The sequence below is a fragment of the Thermodesulfobacteriota bacterium genome, from assembly GCA_030583865.1.
In the GTDB taxonomy this organism is placed as follows: domain Bacteria; phylum Desulfobacterota; class GWC2-55-46; order GWC2-55-46; family GWC2-55-46; genus UBA5799.
In genome coordinates this window covers 447,957-469,004 of sequence record CP129479.1, presented here as the reverse complement: position 1 = coordinate 469,004, position 21,048 = coordinate 447,957, and the positions used below count along the sequence as shown (strand labels likewise).

The following is a 21,048-nucleotide window of genomic DNA, read 5'->3' as shown; positions in this document are numbered from 1 at the left end:
TTTCATCAGAACTTATTAAGCCCGGCGCCCCTCAGTATCTTTTCCACGAGCGCGGGATAGTCCATGCCCGCCGCCTCCGCAGCCCTCGGAAGGAGGCTCAGCTCCGTCATGCCCGGGACCGTGTTGACCTCCAGCACATAAGGGGTCCCGGTTTTGCCGAGCATCACGTCCACCCTGGCTGCGCCGGAGCACCCGAGCGCCCGGTAGGCGGCAAGGGCCTCCTTGGCCGCCCTTCTTTCGACAGCCTTCGGGATCGGCGCAGGGACCAGGAAATCGGTCATGCCCTTCGTGTACTTGGCCCTGTAATCGTAAAAGCCCTTCCTGGGCCTTATCTCAATGGTCGGAAGGACCGCGCCGTCCAGTATGCCTATCGTAATTTCCCTTCCCTCTATATACTTCTCGACGAGCACGCCGCCCCCGAAGCTGCCGGCGAGCTCAAGCGCCCTTTTGAGCCCGGACCTTCCTTTTACGATGCTCACGCCTATCGCCGAGCCCTGGCACGCGGGCTTTACGACGAGCGGGGGCCTGAGCGTGACGGCGCTCTTTCCGTCATGGACAAGGGACTTCGGGGTCGAAACATTGTGGCTCTCCATCACCTTCTTGGCGACCGCCTTGTCCATGGCCATTGCAGAGGCCCTTACGCCGGAGCCGGTGTAAGGTATGCCCATGACCTCGAGGAGGCCCTGCACGCAGCCGTCCTCGCCGTGTCTACCGTGGAGCGCGATAAAGGCCACCTCTATCTTCCCGGCCCTGAGCCTGGCCGGCAGGTCTTTTCCAGCGTCTATGGCAACGGCCCTGTAGCCCTTTTCAAGGAGCGCGCCCAGGACGGCCCTGCCGGTCTTGAGGGAAATCTCCCTCTCCTCGGAAGTCCCGCCCATGAGTACGCCTATCTTCTTCTTTTTAAGCATGCCGGGCCTCAATGCCTAATCCTCCCCTATAACCTTTATCTCAGGCTCGAGCACGATGCCCAGGGAGCTGAAGACCCTGTCCCTTACGAGGGCCATGAGCGCGAGCACGTCCTTTGCCTTTGCCCCGCCTGCATTGACTATGTAGTTGGCGTGCGCCTCGGAGACCATCGCCCCGCCCGAGCGCTCGCCCTTCAAGCCCGCCTCCTCTATGAGCTTCCCGGCTATCCTGCCCTCGGGGTTCTTGAATATGGAGCCCGCGTTGGGGTAGGGTATCGCGCTCGACGCCTTTCTCCTCTCCCTGAACTCCGCCATCTTCCCCCTTATCTCCCCGGGGTCGCACTTTCGGAAATGCATATGGGCCCGTGTCACTATCGCTCCCTTCGGGAGCACGGCCTTCCTGTACGAGAAGTTGAGCTCGCTTTTCGGTATGAAGCCCTTCTGCCCCTTCCGGCCTATTACCTCTATCCCCTCCACCACGTCCGCCATCTCGCCGTTGTACGCGCCGGCGTTCATCATGACCGCGCCGCCGACCGTCCCCGGGATATTGACCGCGAACTCGAGCCCGGAAAGGCCCCTGTCCCTGGCCTGCGAAACCAGCTCCGGAAGCTTCACCCCCGCGCCGACTATCGCCTTCCCTTCGTCGAGCCAGCTTGTGTCCTTAAAACCCTCGCACATGTTGACTACTATGCCCCGGACGCCGCCGTCCCTCACAAGGAGGTTCGTGCCCGCGCCGAGGACGTGGAACTGGAAGCCCTTGGACTCGGCAAAGGCAACGAGGTCCTTTAGGTCTCCGTCGTCCTGCGGAAAGGCCATGACGTCCGCCGGGCCGCCTATCCTGAACGAGGTGTGCTCGCTCATGGGCACGTTGAAGAGAACCTTGCCCTTGAAGCGCTGTATGAAGAATAACGAATACTGCATGGAATCCCTGTCTTCCCTGCCCCTTCCGGCCTGCACGGCTACGCGCCCGCCCTGCTCTTAAGCGTATTTACGAATGCCACCCCGGCCTTCCAGACGTCCCCGGCCCCGAGCGTTATGACAATGTCCCCGGTCTCGACTACGCCGGACAGGTGCTCCGGGAGACTTGCAAGCTCGGGGACGTACGATACGTCCTTGTGGCCGTAGGCCTTTATGCCCTTGTAGAGCGCCTCGCCCGATGCGCCCTCTATCCTTTCCTCGCCCGCGGGATAGACCTCTGTTATGATGACCTTCTCCGCGTCGTTGAAGGAGGAGAGGAATTCGTTAAAGAGGTCCCTGGTCCTCGTGAACCTGTGCGGCTGGAATACCGCGACGACCCTCCTTGTCCAGCCCTTCCTCGCGGCCCTGAGCACGGCCTTTATCTCCTCGGGGTGGTGCCCGTAGTCGTCGACCACGGTTATGCCGGCGGCCTCTCCCCTCAAATGGAAACGCCTTTCAACGCCGGTAAAGCCTTCGAGCCCGGCCTTTATCCTCTCGAAAGGTATCTCCAGCTCCCTTGCCACGGCGACCGCGGCAAGCGAGTTGTAGACGTTGTGCTCGCCGGGCATATTGAGGGTTATCTCCCCCATGCGCGCGCCGCCGTCCCAGACCTCGAAAGAGGTCTTCATGCCGTCAGGCTCTATCCTCTTCGCGTGGAAGTCGGCCTGGGCCGTGAGCCCGTAGGACCTGAACCTCCGGGTTATCTTCGGTATGAGGCCCTGTATGACCGGGTGGTCCAGGCATATTACCGCGCATCCGTAGAACGGGACCTTGTTCATGAAGTCGAGGAACGCGCCCCGGACCTCCTCCATGTCCCGGTAATGGTCCATGTGCTCCCTGTCGATGTTCGTGACCACGGCTATTGTGGGCGACAGCTTAAGGAAGCTCCCGTCGCTCTCGTCGGCCTCGGCGACGAGGAAGTCCCCGCCCCCGAGCTTCGCGTTGGCGCCGAGGCTATTAAGCTTCCCGCCAGTGACGATAGTAGGGTCCATGTTGGCCGCGGCGAGTATCATCGAGACCATCGAGGTCGTCGTGGTCTTCCCGTGCGTGCCCGCAATGGCTATGCCGTATTTCATGCGCATGAGCTCGGCGAGCATCTCGGCCCTGGGGATTATTGGAATCTGGCTGGATTCGGCCTCCCTTATCTCCGGGTTCTCCTTCTTTACGGCGGAGGAATAGACCACGCAGTCGGAGCCGACGACGTTTTCCGCCCTGTGGCCTATGAATATGGTCACCCCGAGGCCCTTGAGCCTCCTGGTGGTCTCGCTCTCGGAGAGGTCCGAGCCGGTCACATTGTAGCCCATGTTGACGAGGACCTCGGCTATGCCGTTCATGCCGCTGCCGCCGACTCCTATGAAATGTATCTTCCGTATCCTGCCCCTGTACACCGCCTCACCTCTTTCGCGGGCCTAAGCCGCCCCTAATAACCTCAAAAAATTTTCCGCTATCTCCTGCGCGGCCCTGGGCCTGCCCATCGACTTCGACCTCTCGCGCATTACCCTCAGGGCCTGTCGGTCATGGTAGAGCCTCTTTATGGCCTCCGCCAATACCGCGCCGGTAAGCTTGTCCTGCCTTATCATCACCGCTGCCCCGGCCTTTTCAAGGCACCGGGCGTTGACGGCCTGGTGGTCGTCCGACGCGAACGGATACGGTATCAGTATGGCCGCGAGCCCGGATGCCGTTATCTCCGCGAGCGAGGTCGCGCCGGCCCTGCATACCACGAGGTCGGCGGAGCTGTATGCGCCCCCCATGTCCTCTATGAACACCGAGACCTCGGCCTTGAGGCTCTTCCTCCTGTAAGCGGCGACCACCGCGTCGTAGCCTTCCTTCCCGGTCTGGTGCGCTATCCGGAGGCCGCTCCAGATGTCGGTGAGGAACTCTATGGCGTCCAGGAACGCCGCGTTGATGGCCGTGGCGCCCTGGCTCCCGCCGAAGACGAGTATCGAGAACTTGTCCGCCACCCTCCTGTCCTCGAGCTTCCTTGCGATCTCCCTCCGCACCGGGTTGCCGCTCAATATCGTGCGCCCTCCGGGGAAGTACCCCCTCGATTCCTCGAAGGAGATATAGACCCTGTCTACGAACCTGCCGAGGACCCTGTTCGTGAGCCCAGGGAGAGCGTTCTGCTCCAATATGGCCGTCCTTATACCCAGGAGCCTTGCCGCGGTCACGACCGGCGCGGACGAGTAGCTTCCGCTCCCTATTACCCCGTCCGGCCTCGTCGAGCGGAAATGCCTTAGCGCCTCCATCGTGGAGCTGGCGGCCTTCAAGACCGCCCTTATCCGCCCGAGGCCCTTCTTCCTCTTCAGCCCCTCGACCTTGAAGACCTTGAGAGGGTAGCCGTATTTCGGGACGACCTTCTCCTCGAGGCCGCCCCTGCCGCCCATGAAGGTTATGTCGATGCCAGGATCTCTCCGCCTGAACTCCTCGGCAAGCGCGATCGCCGGAAAGAGGTGTCCGCCTGTCCCTCCGCCGGCGAAGACAAGACTTAAGCCCTTTTTCGCCTTTTCTTCACGGACCGCCATTCCCCCTCAGGCCTCGTTTTCCCTGATGTAGATGTTGAGCAATATCCCGACCGCGATGAGGTTCACCATGAGCGCCGTCCCTCCGTAGCTTATGAACGGCAGCGGCAGCCCCTTCGGGGGCAGGAGCCCCATCACGACGCCCATGTTCATGGCGGCCTGGAAGACTATCATGAAGGTGAGGCCCAGGGCCAGGTACTGCCCGTGCAGGTCTCTTGCCTTGAGCGCCACCTTTATCCCGCAGACGAGTATCACGAGAAAGAAGGCCGCGACACCGGTAACGCCTATGAGGCCCAGCTCCTCCCCTATGACCGAGAGGATGAAATCCGTATGCGCCTCAGGGAGGAAAAAGAGCTTCTGCCTGCCTTCGCCGAGGCCGACGCCGTAAAGCCCGCCGGAGCCGAATGCGAGGAACGACTGAATCATCTGGAACCCTTTGCCCTCCGGGTCTTTCCAGGGGTCGACGAATATCATTATCCTGTCCATCATGTACTTGAAATTGTGCACCACGACCCAGATGGCGAGCCCCAGGAGCGCGAGAGAGCCGAGCAAATACCGGAGCCTTACGCCCGCGGCGAATATCATGAGAAATACGATCGAAGCGAGCGCGAGCGAGGTGCCGAGGTCGGTCTCGAACATGATAAGGCCTATTATCACCCCGGGTATGAGCACGTTCGGGAGAAACCCCGGGGAAAAGGTCTTTATGAGGTCCTTCTTGGCGGCGAGCGAGTACGCGAGGAAGAATATCACCGCGAGCTTCGCCGGTTCCGAGGGCTGGAACGCTATGGGGCCGAGCCGTATCCACCTCCGGGCGCCTCCGGCGGAAAAGCCTATGCCCGGTATGTAGATGAAGACAAGGAAGACGGCGGCCAGGATGAGTATCGGGTAGGCCATCTTTTTATAGACGACATAGGGCACCCTTGAGGCGGCTATCATCATGACGACCCCGGCCAGGGCGTACGTCACGTGCTTCTTCACGAAGAAGTACTCGTCGCCGAACCTCTTCATCGCCACCACGTAGCTCGTGGAATAGACCATCACCACCCCGAGCACCACGAGGAGCAGGGTCGAGATTATGAGGACCCTGTCTATGTCCTTTATCTTTATCAGAGGGCCTCCACGAGCGACCTGAACCGCTCTCCCCTTTCCTTATAGTCCCTGAACATGTCGAAGCTCGAGCAGGCGGGGGAAAGGAGGACCGTGTCCCCGGGGGCCGCGTTTTTATGCGCAGCCGCAACCGCCTCCTCGAACGACCCAGCGAGGACCGTCCGGCAGCACTCTCCCAGCGCCTTCTCTATCTTGGGCCTGGCCTCCCCGATGAGGACCATGAGCTTGACCTTTTCCTTCACGAGCCCCGCGAGCACGCCGTAGTCGCCGCCCTTGTCCACGCCGCCGGCTATGAGCACAACCGGCCCTTTCAGCCCCCTGAGCGCCATCATGAGCGCTCCGACGTTGGTGCCCTTGGAGTCGTCTATGTAAGTTATCCCGCCCTTTTCCCTCACGACCTCCATCCTGTGGCGGAGGCCCGTAAAGGACGAGAGCGCTTCCAGCACCGCGTCCCTTTCGGCGCCGGAAAGGCGCGCGGAGGCTATGACCGCCATGACGTTCTCGATATTGTGGAGCCCCTTGAGCTTAATTCCGCTTACCGGGTATTCCTCCCTTCCGCCGTCACGGCGAAAGACGATCGAGCCACCGTCCAGGAAGAGCCCTTCGTCCACCCTGCCTTCCAGGGTGAACGGCACGGCCCTTCCGCACCCGAGGAGGCGCGCCCTTCCGGTTATGGCCGGGTCGTTCGCGTTATAGACCGCGAAGTCTCCCGCGGACTGGTTCTCGAAGAGCCTCATCTTGGTCTCCGCGTAATGGCCGAAGTCCCTGTACCTGTCGAGGTGGTCGTCGGTAATATTCAAGAGCGCCCCCACGCGGGGCCTGAAATGCCTTACATTCTCAAGCTGGAAACTCGATACCTCGAGGACCACAAAGTCCGCGCCCCCGTTCTTCTCGACGTACTCTATCGCAGGGGTGCCGATGTTGCCGCCGACAAAGGTCGAAAACCCCGCCTTATTCATCACCTCTCCGAGGAGGGCGGTGGCGGTCGTCTTCCCGTTGGTCCCGGCTATGGCGAGGACAGGGGCGTCCATGAACCTCCACGCGAGCTCTATCTCGCTTATGACCTCGGCCCCGTTCTCCCTTGCCCGCTCAAGGAGCGCCAGGTCCGAAGGCACCCCCGGGCTCACGACCACGAGGTCCACCCCGTCAAGGCCCACCCCTTCGTGGCCGCCGGCCCTTACCTCGACCCCCATGGAAAGCAGGCTATCGAACCCCTCTATCTTCCCGGCGTCTTTCGAGTCGGTCGCAACGACCATTGCGCCGGAGCTGCGGAGGAACCTGGAAACCGAAATGCCGGTCCTGCCCAACCCGACCACTACGGCGCTCTTCCCGCCAAGGGAAGTCCTGGCTGCGCCGATACAGTCCCCTTTCATGACCGCGCTCCGTATCATCTGATCTTCAAGGTGCTTATCGCCACAAGGGCGAGTATTATGGATATTATCCAGAACCGCACTATTATCTTGGGCTCGGCCCACCCCTTGAGCTCGAAGTGGTGGTGGATCGGCGCCATTGCGAAGACCCTCTTGCCGGTGAGCTTGAAGGAGGCCACCTGGAAGATGACCGAAAGGGCCTCGACCACGAATATGCCGCCCACGATAAGGAGAAGGAACTCGTTCTTGGTGATGACGGCTATGGTGCCGAGCGCGCCCCCTAGCGAAAGCGAGCCCACGTCGCCCATGAAGACCTGCGCAGGATAGGAGTTGTACCAGAGAAAACCCAGCGATGCGCCGACCATGGCCCCGGCGAAGACCGTAAGCTCGCCGGCCTTGGGCACGTACAGGACATGCAGGTAGTTGGCTATCTTCACGTGCCCGACGAGATACGCGAACAGCATGAAGGTTGCCGCGGATATTATCATGGGCCCAATGGCCAGGCCGTCCAGGCCGTCCGTCAGGTTCACCGCGTTCGAGGTGCCCACTATGACGAAGACCACGAACGGGATATAGAAGGCCTTCAGGTCAATGGAGGCGTTTTTGAAGAACGGGATGGACACGACAGTGTCAACGCCGTTGTAGTAGAGGAAGAGCGCGGCGATGAGCGCGACGGCGACCTGCGAAACGAACTTGGTCCTGGCCCGGAGGCCGCCTTTTTTCCTTACGACCTTGTCGTAGTCGTCAACGAAGCCTATGGCCCCCATGCCGAGGGTGACGAAAAGGAGGAGCCATACGTATGCGTTCATCATATTGCCCCAGAGGAGCACCGATATTATGACGACGAGCAGTATGATGGCGCCGCCCATGGTCGGGGTGCCGGCCTTGCTCTGGTGGTTCGAGGGGCCGCAGTCCCTTATGACCTCGCCGACCTTGAGGGACTTGAGCTTCCTTATGATGTACGGGCCTATGATGAAGCTCAGGACGAGCGCGGTTATGGCCGCGTAGATGGTCCTGAAGGTGATGTACTGGAATACGTTGAATATCGTATGGTACTTGGCCAGCGGGTATAGAAAATAATAGAGCATCTCTTCCTGTTTCTCCTGGCAACCTCAAAAGAGATTGCCTCCTTTTGAATTCTTATCCGCAGGCCCTTCTGGAATCCATGCGCTTCAGGAATTCGACCACTTCCTCGAGCGCGACACCCCTCGATCCCTTTACGAGGACCGTGTCGCCGTCCGATACGACGGCCCGGAGGGCATTTAACGCCTCTTCCTTTGAAGCGAAGCCGAACGACTTCTCGACCCCGGCCGCTCGCGCCGCCTCCGCCGTGTTCAGGGAGAACTCCCCTATCGCGACGAGCGCATCGACCCCGAGCCCGGCAGCTAACATTCCGATGGACGCGTGCTCCGCTGCGCTCACGTCCCCGAGCTCGAGCATGTCGCCGAGCACGGCGATTTTTCTGCCCCGCGCCCCGGCCAGGGTCTTCAGGGCCGCCGTCATCGACTCGGGGTTGGCGTTATAGGTGTCGTCAAGCACAACGACCCCTCCGGCCTTCACCACCGCCATCCTCCCCTTGACCGCAAGGGGGGCCGAAAGCCCGGCTGCCATGTCTTCAAGAGGCGCCCCGAGCGCAAGCGCCGCGGCAACGGCTGCGGCGCCGTTCATTACACTGGTGACGCCGGGCGAGGCGAACCTGGCCTCAACCTTTTTTCCGCGTACTTTATAGACAACAACGGGTCCGGAGAAGGGGTCTTCGGAATCCCGGCTTTCGACCTGCACGTCGGCCTTCCCCGACATTGAAAAGGTGACGGTCTCGCCGGGGCCTTTTGCGGCCTCGACGACCCGAGGGTCGTCGAGGTTCACGATTTTCACCCCGTGCGGCGGAAGAAGCTCGAAAAGACGTCCCTTCTCCCTTTGAACGCCATCGATTGAGCCGAGGCTCTGGAGATGGCTCCTTCCGATATTCGTTATGAGCGCGACGTCGGGCCCGCAGATGCTCGCGAGGCGCTCCATCTCGCCCTCCTCGCTTATGCCGAGCTCGAGGACAGCAGCCTCGTGCGAGGGGTCGAGCCCCAGTATCGTAAGCGGAAGGCCGATGAGGTTATTCCTGTTCCCCTCGGTCTTCAATACCTTCCTCGATACCGAAAGTATCGAGGCTATCATCTCCTTGGTGGTCGTCTTCCCGGCGCTCCCCGTGACTGCCACGACAGGTATGCGGTGGAGGCTTCTCACGTGGGCCGCAAGGGAGCCGAGCGCCTTGAGCGCGTCCTCTACTTTTATGACCGCTGCCACTTCGGGAAGATCCGCGATGCCGTCCTCTTTTTCCACGACGGCAACGGACGCGCCTTTTGCGAAGACATCCTTAATGAACGCGTGCCCGTCGAACCTCGGCCCCTTAAGCGCGAAAAAGGCCTCGCCCGGCTTTATGTTCCGCGAATCGGTAGATACGCCGCTTGAGAGCGCATCCTTGCCGCCCCTTACAAGCTTCCCTCCGATTACGGAGGCCATATCCCCGGCCTTCATGGGCCTCACAGGGCCTGTCTCGCGGCCATGCCGCCGGGGTGGATGAGGGAGAGAAGCTCCTCGTAGTCGTCGAAATGGTGCTTTACGCCCTTTATTATCTGATAGTCCTCGTGCCCTTTGCCCGCGGCGAGTATGGTGTCGCCCTTGCCCGCCATGCTCACGGCCTTCCGTAGCGCCTCTCTCCTCTCGGGGACCACCATATAGCCCTTTCCTGAGGGCCTCTCCCCCGGGCCGAACTTCCTTACGCCCTTCATGCCCGCCTCTATCTCGCTTATTATATCCAGCGGGTCCTCGTCCCTCGGGTTGTCGGACGTGACTATGACTATGTCCGAATACCTGGCCGCGGCCTCGCCCATAACGGGCCTTTTTTTCCTGTCTCGGTTTCCGCCGCAGCCGAACACCGTTATGAGCCTGCCGCTCGTCACGGGCCTCAATGCAATAAGCGCCCGCTCCAGCGCGTCCGCGGTGTGAGCGTAATCGACATAGGCCCTGAACGCGCCCTCGCCGCCGGATACGAGCTTCTCGAGCCTTCCGGGCACGCGTTCGAGCCTGCCTATGCCCCTGGCCGCGGTCCCCGGTTCTATGCCCATCGATACGGCAACCGCCATCGCGCATAGCATGTTCTGCAGGTTGTATTCGCCGACCAGGTGCGCATCTATCGCGGCCTCGCCAGCGGGGGTCGATATGACGGCCTCGGTCCGGCCTTCGAGGAGGGAGTAGCTCTTCGGGCGGACATGTGCGCTGCCGTCCCTGAGGCTGAAGGTGATTGCGCCGGGGTTGGCCTCCTTGAGCCTTTCCCCCCAGGGGTCGTCGATGTTTATGACTTGTATCCCGCCGGTTGAGCGGAGCATGTCGAAGAGGATGGACTTGCACCTGAAGTACTCGTCCATCGTCTTGTGGTAGTCAAGGTGGTCGTGCGTGAGGTTCGTGAAGGCCCCGGCCCTGAACCTCAAATGCGCCGCCCGCTTCTGCTCGAGCGCATGGGAGGAGACCTCCATCACGCAGTGCGTAACATCGGCGTCCGCCATCTCCCGGAGCATCTTCTGCAGCTCCGGGGCCTGCGGGGTGGTATGCGGGGCGCTGAAGGCCTTTCCGTTATAACGGTAGTTGACCGTGCCTATTACCCCGGGCCGCTTGCCGGCCTCGAGGAGTATGGCCTCGATAAGATACGTGGTTGTCGTCTTCCCGTTCGTGCCCGTAACGCCGATTACGGCTACTTCCCTTGACGGCTCGCCGTAGAAGACGTCAGCGGCCCTTGAGAGCGCCTCCCTCACGTCCGGCACTATGATCTGGGTGGCGGGTAAGGAAGGGGTCTCCCTCTCGGCAAGGACGGCGGGAGCGCCGGATGAAACGGCCTGGGGTATGAAGGAATGGCCGTCAACGTGCTCGCCTGGGATGGCGGCGAAGAGTGCCCCTTCGCCCGGTCGGCTGCTTCTTGCGATATTCCGAGAATCAGAGGAGATGCCGGTAATCTCTATATCGACGCTTCCGAGGACCTTGCAGCCCAGAGACGGTGTTATCTGGCCAAGTTTCATGCTGCCTCTTAAAACTTAAGGAAACCGGCGGCTTACGCTCCCGAAAGCCGGGGCCTGAGCGCCTGCTTCAACGCGGTATTGTCTCACAAGAGGGGCTTTCTTTTCAAACCCTTCTTTTTACCTGAACTCCACTATAACCGGCCCTTTTGACGGTATTGACGAGCCCGGGGGCAGGCTCTGGCTTACGGCCCTGCCGCTCCCCCTTACCTCGACGTCAAAGGACCTCTCCCTTGACATCCTCATCACCATCCTCACGGACTTCCCCTTGAAGTCCGGGACTGCCATGGGCCGTATCCCGGAAAGCTCCTCGGCGTACCCGTCAAGAGGCGCCGCGTCCTCATGCATGAGGGCCCTTTCGACCCTCATCGCGCCGGGCCCTTCCCTGAAAACCCCGAGGTACGCCAATGACTCCTCGGCGATTTCCCTGAACACGGGGCCGGCCACTTTGCCGCCGTAATACTCGCCCTGGGGCTCGTCCACGGTCACGAGTATCGCAAGCCTCGGGTCGTCCGCCGGCACAAAGCCCATGAAAGAGGCTATGTAGTCACCCCTCGCATAGCCGCCCTTTTTGAAGTCGGGCTTCTGCGCGGTCCCGGTCTTCCCGGCAACCTCGAAATCAGTAAGCGCCGCAAGCTCTCCCGTGCTCTTTTTCCCGGTGGCCTCGACCATCATCCTCGTAAGCTTCTTCGCCGTATCATCGGAGATAATCCTTTTCACGACGACCGGATGGGTCTCGGCGACCGGCCTGCCGCCGGGCTCCTTTACGGATTTCACCACGTAAGGCTGCATGAGGAAGCCGCCGTTAGCTATCGAAGAAAGCGCCGTGATCATCTGCAGCCCCGTTACCGACACGCCCTGGCCGAAGGAAATGGTGTGGAGAGAGACTTTCGACCAGTTCTTCGGGTGCCTGAGCACGCCTGCAGCCTCGCCCGGCAGGTCTATGCCGTTTCTTGAGCCGAAGCCGAACGCCTTCAAATACCTGTAAACCTGCTCGCTGCCTAGCTCCTCTCCTATCTTGGCGGTCCCTATGTTGCTCGAATACTTGAGTATCTCGGTTACGGTCAGCCAGCCGTACTCCTTGGTGTCGTGGAAGACCCTGTCTGCCACCCTGTACTTGCCGTTTTCGCAGTAGAAACGGTTTTCCGGTTTTACTATGTTCTCCTCCAGGGCGGCGGCTATGAGAAAGAGCTTGAAAGTCGAGCCCGGCTCGAAAACATCGGCTATGGCCCTGTTCCTCCAGCTCCCCGAGCCGTAGCGCCGTATGTCGTTCGGGTCAAAGGAGGGCAGGGTCGCCATTGCGAGTATCTCGCCCGTCATGGGGTCCATGACGATGGCCGTCCCGCCCTTCGCTTCGTACGCGTCGACTGCCTTCTTGAGCGACTTCTCGGCTATGTACTGGATCGACTTGTCTATCGTAAGCTCGACCTCCATGCCCCGGAGCGGCACGGTCTTGTCGAGGTCCTCGTAGAGAAGGCCCCTGCCCATAGCGTCCCTCTCGCCGGTGAGCCTTGCCGAGGAGCCCTTCAGCATCGTGTCATAGTACTTCTCGACGCCTTCAAGTCCGCTTGCGTCAAGGCCGGTGAAGCCTATGAGGTTTGAGGCGAGCTGCCTGTTCGGGTAGAACCTCCTGCCCTCCTTTATTATCCCTATGCCTTCGAGGCCGCGTATCATGTCGCGGTCCTTGCCCTTCAAGTCGACCTGGCGCTTGAGCCACACGAACCTCCCCTCCCCGGAGAGCTTCTTTTCGAGCTCGAAAGAGGACACCCCGATTACCGGAGCCAGCGCCCTGGCCGTAGCCCTGGGGGATTCTATCTTGTCGGGCTGGGCGAACACCGAGTCCACCTCTATGCTCACGGCCAGCTCTTTGAGGTTCCTGTCGTATATGTCCCCCCTCTTGGACTGGAGGTTCAGGGTCTTCCTGTGCTGCCTGTCGGCCATCTTCTTGAGCTCCGGCCCCTTCACTATCTGGAGCTGGACGGCCCTGAAGATTATCGCGCCGAAGGCCGCAAGGAAAAGGCCCAGGATGACATACAGCCTGAGCTTGAGGTAAGCATCTCCCTTGGCCTGCTTTCTCCTCCTCATCTGAGGACGATTATCTGCCCGCTCTTGGGGTTGTCGAAGCCCATCTCCGCCGCGATCCTCTCTATTCTCTCAGGCGACTTAAGGCGCACGTACTCGAGCTTGAGCCTTTTATTCTGCTCTATGAGGGCCGCCCTGGCGCTGTTTGCCCTTGATATCTCGTAGCCGGCGTTCACGACCATGAGCCTGCTCCAGACGAAGCCGAATACGATAAGCATGGCGGCGAGCGAGGCGGCTACGGCGAGGTATATGAAATTCAGGTCTCTCGGGTCCCTCTTGGCCTTCACGTCCTGCCCGAGGAGCACCCCCGGGAACTCGAGCTTTTTGCTTACCACCTCAGCCATGACGCCTCCTTCTCTTTTTTGCCTCGAACTCCGCCTTCACCACATCCTGCCCCCGGCCAGGCCGTTGGGCAGCATATAGGCAACCCCCCTGAAAATTTGAGATTTTTCCGCTTTTCCCGGAAGGGCGGAAATAAAAAGCGGAGCATCCATGTGAATATGTGAGCATTTTTATTCACGTAACCTACGCAGAGCCCGGTGAAAACGGCAATTTTTAGGGGTTGCCATTTTCAGAGCTTCTCGATGGCGCGAAGCTTTGCGCTCCTTGCCCTCGGGTTACCGCCGACCTCTTCCTCCGAAGGCGCGACCGCCTTTTTCGATACGAGCCGCGCCTGCGGCGTCCTCTTGCATACGCAGACCGGGAACTTCGGAGGGCATATGCAGCCGGTCGCGGCCTTCCTGAACGCGGCCTTTACTATCCTGTCCTCGAGCGAGTGGAAGGATATGACCACCATCCTGCCGCCTGGCTTAAGGGACTCCATCCCTGTTGCGAGCCCTTCCCTGAGGCTGCCGAGCTCGTCGTTCACGGCTATCCTCAGGGCCTGGAAAACGCGCGTGGCCGGGTGTATCCTGCCGCCCCTCAACTTCGCCGGGACCGCCTCGACGACTATGCGCTGAAGCTCGCCGGTCGTCTCTATCGTTCCAGCCGCCCTCGCCTTCACGATGGCCCTAGCTATCCTCCTCGAGTGGGCCTCCTCCCCGTATTCCATGAAGATGCGGAAAAGCTCGCCTTCTTCGAGCGTATTCACAAGGTCGCGGGCAGTGAGCCCCGAGGACCTGTCCATCCTCATGTCGAGCTTCGAATCGAAGCGGAAGCTGAAGCCCCGCTCCGGGCTTTCGAGCTGGTATGACGAGACCCCCAGGTCGAGGAGCATGCCGTCCACCGGCCCCTCTTCGAGGCGCTCGAGGACAGCGCTTACGTTCCTGAAGTTCTCCTTTACCAGGACGAACCTTCCTGTAAAGGGCGCGAGCGCCTTCTGAGCCGCTGCCAGCGCGTCCGAATCCCTGTCCAGGCCTATGAGCCTGTTGCCGGGGTTCGCCTTGAGTATCTCTGAGGCGTGGCCGCCGCCGCCCACGGTGCCGTCCACATAGGCCCCGGCCCGGGCGCAGCCGAGAAAATCCACTACCTCGGCGGGCATCACGGGAAGGTGCGCGAACTCCGCCATTCCCTATAGTCCCAGGCGCTCGAGGGTGTTCACTATCTCGTCATCCGAAGCTGCCGCGGCCGCCTGCTCCCACTGGGGCTTGCTCCATATCTCCATGTGCCTGAACGCGCCGATGAGGACGACCTCTTTTTCAAGCTTCGCATAGTCCCTGAGCGTCTGCGGGACGAGGATCCTCCCGAGCTTGTCGATCGCGCAATCAGCCGCGCTGGAGTAGAAAAAACGGAGGAACGCCTTCGTGTCCTTCTTGAACTCCGGAAGGGCGGATATCTTTTCTTCGAGTTTCTGCCATTCGGCAAGGGGGTAGGCTATGAGGCAGCCGTCGTAGTTGGTCACGACGAGGCGGGAATCGTATCTCTCGTTCAGCGTCTCCCTGAACCTCGAGGGTATGCTGATCCTGCCCTTGGAATCGATTAGGTGCTCGTACCTGCCCTTGAACATCGCTTATCTTCCCCGGTCTGCATGGAACCAGCAAGTTAAGGAATGCATTCATTCCACTTGGGGGCCTCTTATACCACTTAATACCACTTTATACCACACGCTGGTCAACTATATTCCCGATGAAATTCTTTGTCAAGGGAAATCTGAGAAGGTAAGGCTTCAGAAATTCTCAGAAAATCAGCAGTATTCAACTTATTGTAGAAGGGATTTCAAAGTATACTATTAGTGGGGGCTTCGACTCAGGTGAGTGACAAAATTCCTTCGAAAGATCAATCTAAAGTGGGGTGTTGCAGCCAGAAGTGGGATAGGAGCGAGTGGCAGATATGCAAAGCTAAAAACAAACTGCTTTTTTACTCTTGTTATGGACTGCAAGCGTTTGGGCCTCAGCCCATCCGTTTCAAGCTTGTGCCGAAGCCGGATGCGCCTGGCCACCCCAATTCAAATGCAATGAATGGAAGCGATTTGGCTGACAGACGGCATGCGCCTATGAATTCCCGTTTTCAGGGTTGCCCTTTGCAGAAATTTGGAGCTTGATTGATTTTTATTCTTAGACTCAATGTGAATAGAAGAAAAATGCCATTTTTTTTCTTTTTGTGATCTGGGTTTTCCTATTTATGAATCAATGTTATTCTCTTATATCTCCACCGTCTCCCCGTTCTTCGGCCTCCTCGTCGCAAACCCGTACTTCTCCTTTATAAGCCCCGCGAACGATTCCCCGGCCTCGTCCTCGCCGTGCACGATGAATATCTCCGGCGAGTCGTCGAAGTCCGAGAGCCATTCAAGGAGGCCCTCCCTGCCCGCGTGGGCCGAAAAGCCGTTTATGGTGTGGATGGAGGCGCGGACAAGGACTTCTTCTCCGAGGACGGTCACGGACTTCGCGCCGTCTACTATCTTCCGTCCGAGCGTGCCCTTTGCCTGGTAGCCCACGAATACGACGCTGCATTCCGAGCGCCAGAGGTTGTGCTTTAGATGGTGCTTAATTCTCCCGCCCTCGCACATGCCGCTCCCGGCTATGATGATATTGCCGGAGCGGAGCCTGTTGAGCTTCATCGACTCCTCTGCCGTACGGACGAAGTGGAGCCTTATCGACGAATCCGACTGCCGGGTGGTGAAGAGGTGGCGCGCCTCCTCGTCAAAGCATTCCGGGTGCGCAACATAAATCTTCGTTACGGCCTCGGCAAGGGGGCTGTCGAGGTAGACGTCTATCCTGTATAGGCGGCCCTCGCGCACCAGGTTATTGAGGATATAAAGAAGGTCCTGGGCCCTGCCCACTGCGAACGAAGGGATATAGACGTTCCCGCCCTTCCTGAAGGTCGTCTTTATCGCGCTTACGAGCTCGTTTATCGATTCGTTCAAGGGCTTGTGCGACCTGTTGCCGTAAGTGGACTCCATCACCACGTAATTCGCGAGGCCCGGCGCCGAGGGGTCTTTTATTATGGGGTTCTCCTTCTTGCCGATGTCGCCTGAGAAGACGATCTTTTTCTCTTCGGGGCTATCCTGGTACCATATCTCGAGCGAGGCCGAGCCCAGTATGTGCCCCGCATCGAGAAAACGGAATTTCACGCCCGGCCCGAGGTGGTAAATCTTGTCGTATTCCTTTATCTCAAAAAGAGGGAGCACGTTCTCGACGTCCTCGCTCGTGTAAAGGGGCTCCTGCGGCGGCCTGCCGGAGCGGAGGGCCTTCCGCGTGGCCCATTCGCTGTCGCTCTCCTGTATGCTCGCCGCGTCGTAGAGCATGGGCTCGAGGAGGTCCCTCGTGGCAGCCGTCGAGATTATCTTCCCCTTGAAGCCGTCCCTCACTGCCCTCGGGAGCATCCCGGAGTGGTCTATGTGGGCGTGCGTTACGAATATGAAGTCGAGCGATGCCGGGTCGAAAGGGAAGGGGTTCCTGTTGAGCTCATCCGAGCCCATGCCCTGGTGAAGGCCGCATTCGACAAGGAACCTGAATTTTCCGACCTCGATATGGTAGCAGGAGCCGGTTACTGTGCTCGCGCCGCCGACGAACGTAAGTTTCATGTTTTCCCCCTCCCTCGGAACAAGGCAACAGCATACCATTTTAATGCCGGTCTTTGGAAGCGGGCCGAAAAAATCAGAGCAAAATTGCGCCTTTCCGGTTTCAGCCCGCCGGGTAGTTGACTGAAGGGACAAAAGCTGTCCTAATTTATGATGGTGAGCGGCCCCGCAACGGGGAAGACCGCGTTTTTTCCGGAGGAGGGAGCCATGCTTTCAAAGCCGGGCAGAACGGGTGCGGACAAGGGTTTCGATGATGACGGGAAAACGGGCAGGCTTCTGGCCAAAAGGACGCGGAACACGGCGAAAAACCTCGTAAGGGGCCTCCGCTGCTGGTACATACCGTATCTGAAATCGAGGTATTATTCCGACAGGTTCAGGCCGCTCCTCTCCTACCTTTTTACCGACTGGAAATGCAACGTAAACTGCTGGTACTGCTTCACCTGGAACAACAAAGTGAAGGGCATGACCCCGGAGACGGCGAGAAAGTCAATAGACTGGCTCCGGACAGTGGGCTGCAGGGTGGTGGCCCTGATGGGGGGCGAGCCGCTCCTTCGGAAGAAGTTCATTTTGGACGTAATCAAATACGGGAGCGACCGCGATTTCTTCATGTACCTCCCCACGAACGGCATCCTCATGGACAGGGACTTCATCGAGCGGGCCGGGGACGCGGGTGTGGCGGCAATAAACCTGGCGGTCGATAAGATAAAGGAAGCGCCGGGGCTGCCGAAGAGCTTCGAGAGGGTAAAGGCGCATTTCAAGCACCTCGTGAGGCTCAGGGAAAAGTACGGCTATATCATTTTCTTCAACATAAACATCACCTCCGAGAACATCGAGGACGTAAAGGAGCTTACCCGCATAGCCCGGGACCACGACATCGGCACCGACTATCACATGAACGAGCACCCCGTCATCGAGCAGAAACATTACAAGTACCTTGAGCAGGGCTTCTGGATATCAGAGGAGCATTTCAGGAAGACCGACGAACTCATAGACTGGCTCGTCGAGAGGAACCTCGAAGGCTGGCCCATGGTCAACTCCGCCGAGCACCTCCGTTCCATGAAGGAATTCGTGAGGGGAAAGGGCAGGCCCTGGGACTGCAGGGCCGGGACAAACTCTCTTGTAATACGGCTCGACGGCACGCTCGCCCCCTGCTTCGAGCTGTATTCGACCGAGAAAGACTGGGGCAGGGTCTGGGAGCCGGCATTCGACCATGCGAGGCTCCGCGAGATGAAAAAGGAGTGCAACCCCAAGTGCCTTTCTACATGCAACTACCAGGTCTATCATTATTACAACACCTATTCGAGGGGGCTTGAGTGGGTATTGAAGCACATACACAGGGGGTTTTCACGGGAAGAAGACGGAAGGAGGAAGGCCGCTGATGCAGATGGAAAAGGTACGGGAAAAGGCGAAGAGGCTCGGGCTTAAGACGTCGAGGAAGGGAAAAGGGGAACTCATAAGGGAGATACAGAGGGCAGAGGGAAATTTCCCGTGCTTCGGGACGGCAGGCGATTCATGCGACCAGCTTCTGTGCTGCTGGAGGGAAGACTGCCTTCCGAAAAATTCCGCATAACCGGGCCCTGTTGAGCGAGGCCGTCCCAAAGGCTCAAACCGGGTGACCATAAAGGAGGTGAGCCATGCCTGCCGACCCCGTATGCAAGATGGAGCTTAGCGAAGAGGACGCCGAGGCCACGGCCGAATACAATGGCAAGACATATTACTTCTGCAGCGAGGCATGCAAGGAGGCCTTTGAGCACGCGCCCGAGCGCTTCGTGAAAAAGACCGCATGAATTTAGAACAGGTGCGAAGGGATCGGACCTTTTCATCAGACGAATGCTGATTCGCAAAGTCTTTCTTTGCCTTGAAACAAAACCCCGGATGGTAAGGCGAGCGTAGCATAAGGGAGGATGAGCGTGAACGGGCCGGGGAAGGGGGAGGAAGCGACTTTAGAGGCCCGTTGAAGATTCCCGGCATTCCGCCGGGAATCTCCGACACAAGAGGAAGTTTTCCGGATTTGCATCCGCTCGCTCGACCCCTAAGCCCTAAACCGGCTCGACCCTCAATATCTCCGGGGCGAATTTTCTCACCTGGACTTCCACCCCCGACTTCAGGGTCATGGCCGCGGAGGGGCAGCCGCCGCACGCGCCTGTAAGCCGCACCTTTACGACCTTTTCGGCCTCGTCTATCTCCACAAGCTCGACGTCGCCGCCGTCGGCCTGCAGGTGCGGCCTCACCTTGTCGAGCCCGGCGATGACCTTTTTCCTCAGATCCTCGCCGGTCGCCTCGGGAAGCCTCGTCCTGGTTATGTTCACAACCCATTCGGGGCCTTTGGATACGCACTCCCATTCGAACTTTCCGGCGTATTCGGATTCAAGCATATACCTGATGGCCCTCGGGTCGTAGTCGTTCACTATCTGCAGGACCTTGCCGGTACCGAGACCTTCCCATCCGTCGAATACCATTGGGTGGCGTTCGTGCACGGGCGCGCCCCTCAGGTCAAGCTTCACTGGTCCGTTCATGGCTACCTCCATTCCAGGCCTACAATATACAATATTTCCGCGGAGCGGTCACTGATTATCGACAGGCGTGTAATGGCGGCATTTCAGGGCGGAGGCAACGCGCCTCCGCCCTGAAAGAGAGGGAAAGGTAGAGGGGTCGGACATTTTTTTTGCGAGCGTCAGGTCAGTTGGCGCAGAGGGCAGAGATACGGGAGCCGAATTCCTCGGGTCTTTTAGAGCCGACTATCCACCTCCCGGCGTCCTCCTTGAGGTCGGTTTCCAGGGGCTCGGGGAAGGGCAGGCCCTCACTGTCGGCAATAAGCAGCACCCTGGGCTTGAGCGGGTGCGAGTGGTTTATCATGTTGACGATGGCCGCTTCGCCGGTATTGAGCTCTACGCAGGTCCCTATGGGATAGACGCCGAGGCACTTTATGAGCCTCTCGACGAGCTCCGGGTCGAAGAGCGAACCGCGTGAATGGTAGAGCCTCTTGAGCGCGTCTTCCGGCCTCATCCCCTTCTGGTAGACCCTGTTGCTGGTCATCGCGTCGTAAACGTCGGCCACTCCCGCTATTCGCGCGTAGAGGTGTATGCCGCTCCCTGAAAGGCGCATATGGTAGCCGCTCCCGTCGAAACGCTCGTGGTGCTCGAGCACGACCTTCAACGCGGGCTCCTTCACGCATTTCATCCCGGCGAGCACGTCCTTGCCGAGCTCCGTGTGCTTTCTCATTACATTGAATTCGCCTTCGCTAAGGCGTCCGGGCTTGTTAAGGAGCTCTCCGGGCACGAGCATCTTCCCTATGTCGTGGAGTATGGCCCCGAGGCCGAGCTGGTCGAGATCGCCTTTTTCAAGGCCGAGGTGGCGGCCCACTGCGAGCGAGAGTATGCACACGTTCACGGAATGGGCGAAGGTGTAGTCGTCAAAGCTCTTAAGGCGTGCAAGGCTCGTCAGGGCGTCCTGGTTCCTTATTACCGAGTCGACCATGCGGCCCACGGTTTCAAGCACTTTTTCCGAGTCTATGCTATTGCCGCACCTTGCGTTCTGCAGGAAGTCCCTCACCACCTGTTCGGCGTCGTGCCGGATGGCCTCCGCCTCCGTAAGCTCCTTCTTGAACTCGCCATAGGGGTCGTACGCGCCGGTTTTGCAGTCTTCGGCCTGCCCAGCCCCTTCAGCGGCCACGGCCAGCGCAGCAGTTTCCGGGTAAAAAGGAACGGCGGCAGGCCCGTCTTCTGCCCCGCCACTGGCGGGATTTCCGGTGGGAGCTTCCTCATTCAGTGAAATGTATACATGGGCGTATCCCCTGGCCGACATCCTCGCCAGGTCGTCATCCGAGCGCACGAGGATGTCATTTACGAGGAAAACCGGGCTCATGCCGCGCTTCTCGACGCCGCAGACATACATGCCTTTTTCCAACTCATTCAGTCTTATTTTTTTCATCATCTATTTAGGCCGTCCGAAGGCGATTTTATCCGGACAACTTCTAAAAATTGATCTTTTCCCCGGACTCTGCGTCAGTCCGAGAATAAAAATGCTCACATATCGCCATATATGCTCCGCTTTTTATTCCCGGCCTTCCTCGATTGCGGTAAAAATCTCTAA

At 59.3% G+C, this 21,048-nt stretch carries 18 protein-coding genes and 1 pseudogene; 2 read left to right on the top strand and 17 right to left on the bottom strand.

The annotated features are described in order from the left end of the window. Nucleotides 1-5: 5 nt before the first annotated feature. The 14 genes from QY316_02210 to QY316_02145 form a co-directional block, all read right to left on the bottom strand. Nucleotides 6-908: a D-alanine--D-alanine ligase gene (locus QY316_02210; GenBank protein ID WKZ33240.1), complete on the bottom strand. Its 903-nt coding sequence runs from the start codon at nucleotides 906-908 to the stop codon at nucleotides 6-8. A gap of 15 nt (nucleotides 909-923) precedes the next feature. Further along, on the bottom strand, nucleotides 924-1,862 hold the full coding sequence (gene murB, locus QY316_02205) for a UDP-N-acetylmuramate dehydrogenase (protein ID WKZ33239.1): 939 nt from the start codon (nucleotides 1,860-1,862) through the stop codon (nucleotides 924-926). A 2-nt stretch (nucleotides 1,863-1,864) separates the two neighbouring features. Beyond that, on the bottom strand, nucleotides 1,865-3,250 hold the full coding sequence (gene murC, locus QY316_02200; protein ID WKZ33238.1) for a UDP-N-acetylmuramate--L-alanine ligase: 1,386 nt from the start codon (nucleotides 3,248-3,250) through the stop codon (nucleotides 1,865-1,867). A gap of 21 nt (nucleotides 3,251-3,271) precedes the next feature. Further along, nucleotides 3,272-4,384, bottom strand: a complete 1,113-nt coding sequence (murG, locus tag QY316_02195; protein WKZ33237.1) for an undecaprenyldiphospho-muramoylpentapeptide beta-N-acetylglucosaminyltransferase — start codon at nucleotides 4,382-4,384, stop codon at nucleotides 3,272-3,274. Nucleotides 4,385-4,390: 6 nt separating this feature from the next. Beyond that, nucleotides 4,391-5,458 carry a putative lipid II flippase FtsW gene (ftsW, locus tag QY316_02190; protein WKZ34059.1) on the bottom strand — a complete coding sequence of 356 codons (1,068 nt, stop codon included), beginning with the start codon at nucleotides 5,456-5,458 and terminating at the stop codon, nucleotides 4,391-4,393. A 29-nt stretch (nucleotides 5,459-5,487) separates the two neighbouring features. Next, nucleotides 5,488-6,861 carry a UDP-N-acetylmuramoyl-L-alanine--D-glutamate ligase gene (murD, locus tag QY316_02185; GenBank protein ID WKZ33236.1) on the bottom strand — a complete coding sequence of 458 codons (1,374 nt, stop codon included), beginning with the start codon at nucleotides 6,859-6,861 and terminating at the stop codon, nucleotides 5,488-5,490. A 14-nt stretch (nucleotides 6,862-6,875) separates the two neighbouring features. Continuing rightward, a complete protein-coding gene (gene mraY, locus QY316_02180; GenBank protein ID WKZ33235.1) occupies nucleotides 6,876-7,946 on the bottom strand; it encodes a phospho-N-acetylmuramoyl-pentapeptide-transferase in 1,071 nt (356 codons plus the stop codon). Nucleotides 7,947-7,998: 52 nt separating this feature from the next. Beyond that, nucleotides 7,999-9,369 (bottom strand): UDP-N-acetylmuramoyl-tripeptide--D-alanyl-D-alanine ligase, encoded by a 1,371-nt coding sequence (gene murF, locus QY316_02175; protein ID WKZ33234.1) that lies wholly within the window; start codon nucleotides 9,367-9,369, stop codon nucleotides 7,999-8,001. Nucleotides 9,370-9,389: 20 nt separating this feature from the next. Then, complete coding sequence (locus tag QY316_02170; protein WKZ33233.1) at nucleotides 9,390-10,919, bottom strand: UDP-N-acetylmuramoyl-L-alanyl-D-glutamate--2,6-diaminopimelate ligase; 1,530 nt, start codon at nucleotides 10,917-10,919, stop codon at nucleotides 9,390-9,392. A 117-nt stretch (nucleotides 10,920-11,036) separates the two neighbouring features. Beyond that, nucleotides 11,037-13,001 carry a penicillin-binding protein gene (locus QY316_02165; GenBank protein ID WKZ33232.1) on the bottom strand — a complete coding sequence of 655 codons (1,965 nt, stop codon included), beginning with the start codon at nucleotides 12,999-13,001 and terminating at the stop codon, nucleotides 11,037-11,039. Next, nucleotides 12,998-13,342: a cell division protein FtsL gene (locus QY316_02160; protein ID WKZ33231.1), complete on the bottom strand. Its 345-nt coding sequence runs from the start codon at nucleotides 13,340-13,342 to the stop codon at nucleotides 12,998-13,000. The genes QY316_02165 and QY316_02160 overlap by 4 nt, the downstream gene beginning before the upstream one ends. Nucleotides 13,343-13,569: 227 nt before the next feature. Then, nucleotides 13,570-14,505: a 16S rRNA (cytosine(1402)-N(4))-methyltransferase RsmH gene (rsmH, locus tag QY316_02155; GenBank protein ID WKZ33230.1), complete on the bottom strand. Its 936-nt coding sequence runs from the start codon at nucleotides 14,503-14,505 to the stop codon at nucleotides 13,570-13,572. Nucleotides 14,506-14,508: 3 nt separating this feature from the next. Then, complete coding sequence (gene mraZ / locus QY316_02150; protein WKZ33229.1) at nucleotides 14,509-14,943, bottom strand: division/cell wall cluster transcriptional repressor MraZ; 435 nt, start codon at nucleotides 14,941-14,943, stop codon at nucleotides 14,509-14,511. A gap of 633 nt (nucleotides 14,944-15,576) precedes the next feature. Continuing rightward, nucleotides 15,577-16,959: an MBL fold metallo-hydrolase gene (locus QY316_02145; protein ID WKZ33228.1), complete on the bottom strand. Its 1,383-nt coding sequence runs from the start codon at nucleotides 16,957-16,959 to the stop codon at nucleotides 15,577-15,579. Between the two features lie 204 nt (nucleotides 16,960-17,163). Here QY316_02145 and QY316_02140 point away from each other — a divergent pair, with 204 nt between their 5' ends. Both QY316_02140 and QY316_02135 read left to right on the top strand, forming a co-directional pair. Further along, on the top strand, nucleotides 17,164-18,381 hold the full coding sequence (locus QY316_02140; GenBank protein ID WKZ33227.1) for a radical SAM protein: 1,218 nt from the start codon (nucleotides 17,164-17,166) through the stop codon (nucleotides 18,379-18,381). A gap of 209 nt (nucleotides 18,382-18,590) precedes the next feature. After that, nucleotides 18,591-18,743 carry a YHS domain-containing protein gene (locus QY316_02135; GenBank protein WKZ33226.1) on the top strand — a complete coding sequence of 51 codons (153 nt, stop codon included), beginning with the start codon at nucleotides 18,591-18,593 and terminating at the stop codon, nucleotides 18,741-18,743. Nucleotides 18,744-18,995: 252 nt separating this feature from the next. Here QY316_02135 and QY316_02130 read toward each other — a convergent pair whose 3' ends face one another. The 3 genes and pseudogenes from QY316_02130 to QY316_02120 form a co-directional block, all read right to left on the bottom strand. Next, complete coding sequence (locus QY316_02130; GenBank protein ID WKZ34058.1) at nucleotides 18,996-19,220, bottom strand: NifU family protein; 225 nt, start codon at nucleotides 19,218-19,220, stop codon at nucleotides 18,996-18,998. A 42-nt stretch (nucleotides 19,221-19,262) separates the two neighbouring features. Then, nucleotides 19,263-19,472, bottom strand: a pseudogene (locus QY316_02125) (DUF2249 domain-containing protein). A gap of 163 nt (nucleotides 19,473-19,635) precedes the next feature. Continuing rightward, nucleotides 19,636-20,889, bottom strand: coding sequence for an HD-GYP domain-containing protein (locus QY316_02120; GenBank protein WKZ33225.1), 1,254 nt, complete (start codon nucleotides 20,887-20,889; stop codon nucleotides 19,636-19,638). Between the last annotated feature and the right edge of the window lie 159 nt (nucleotides 20,890-21,048).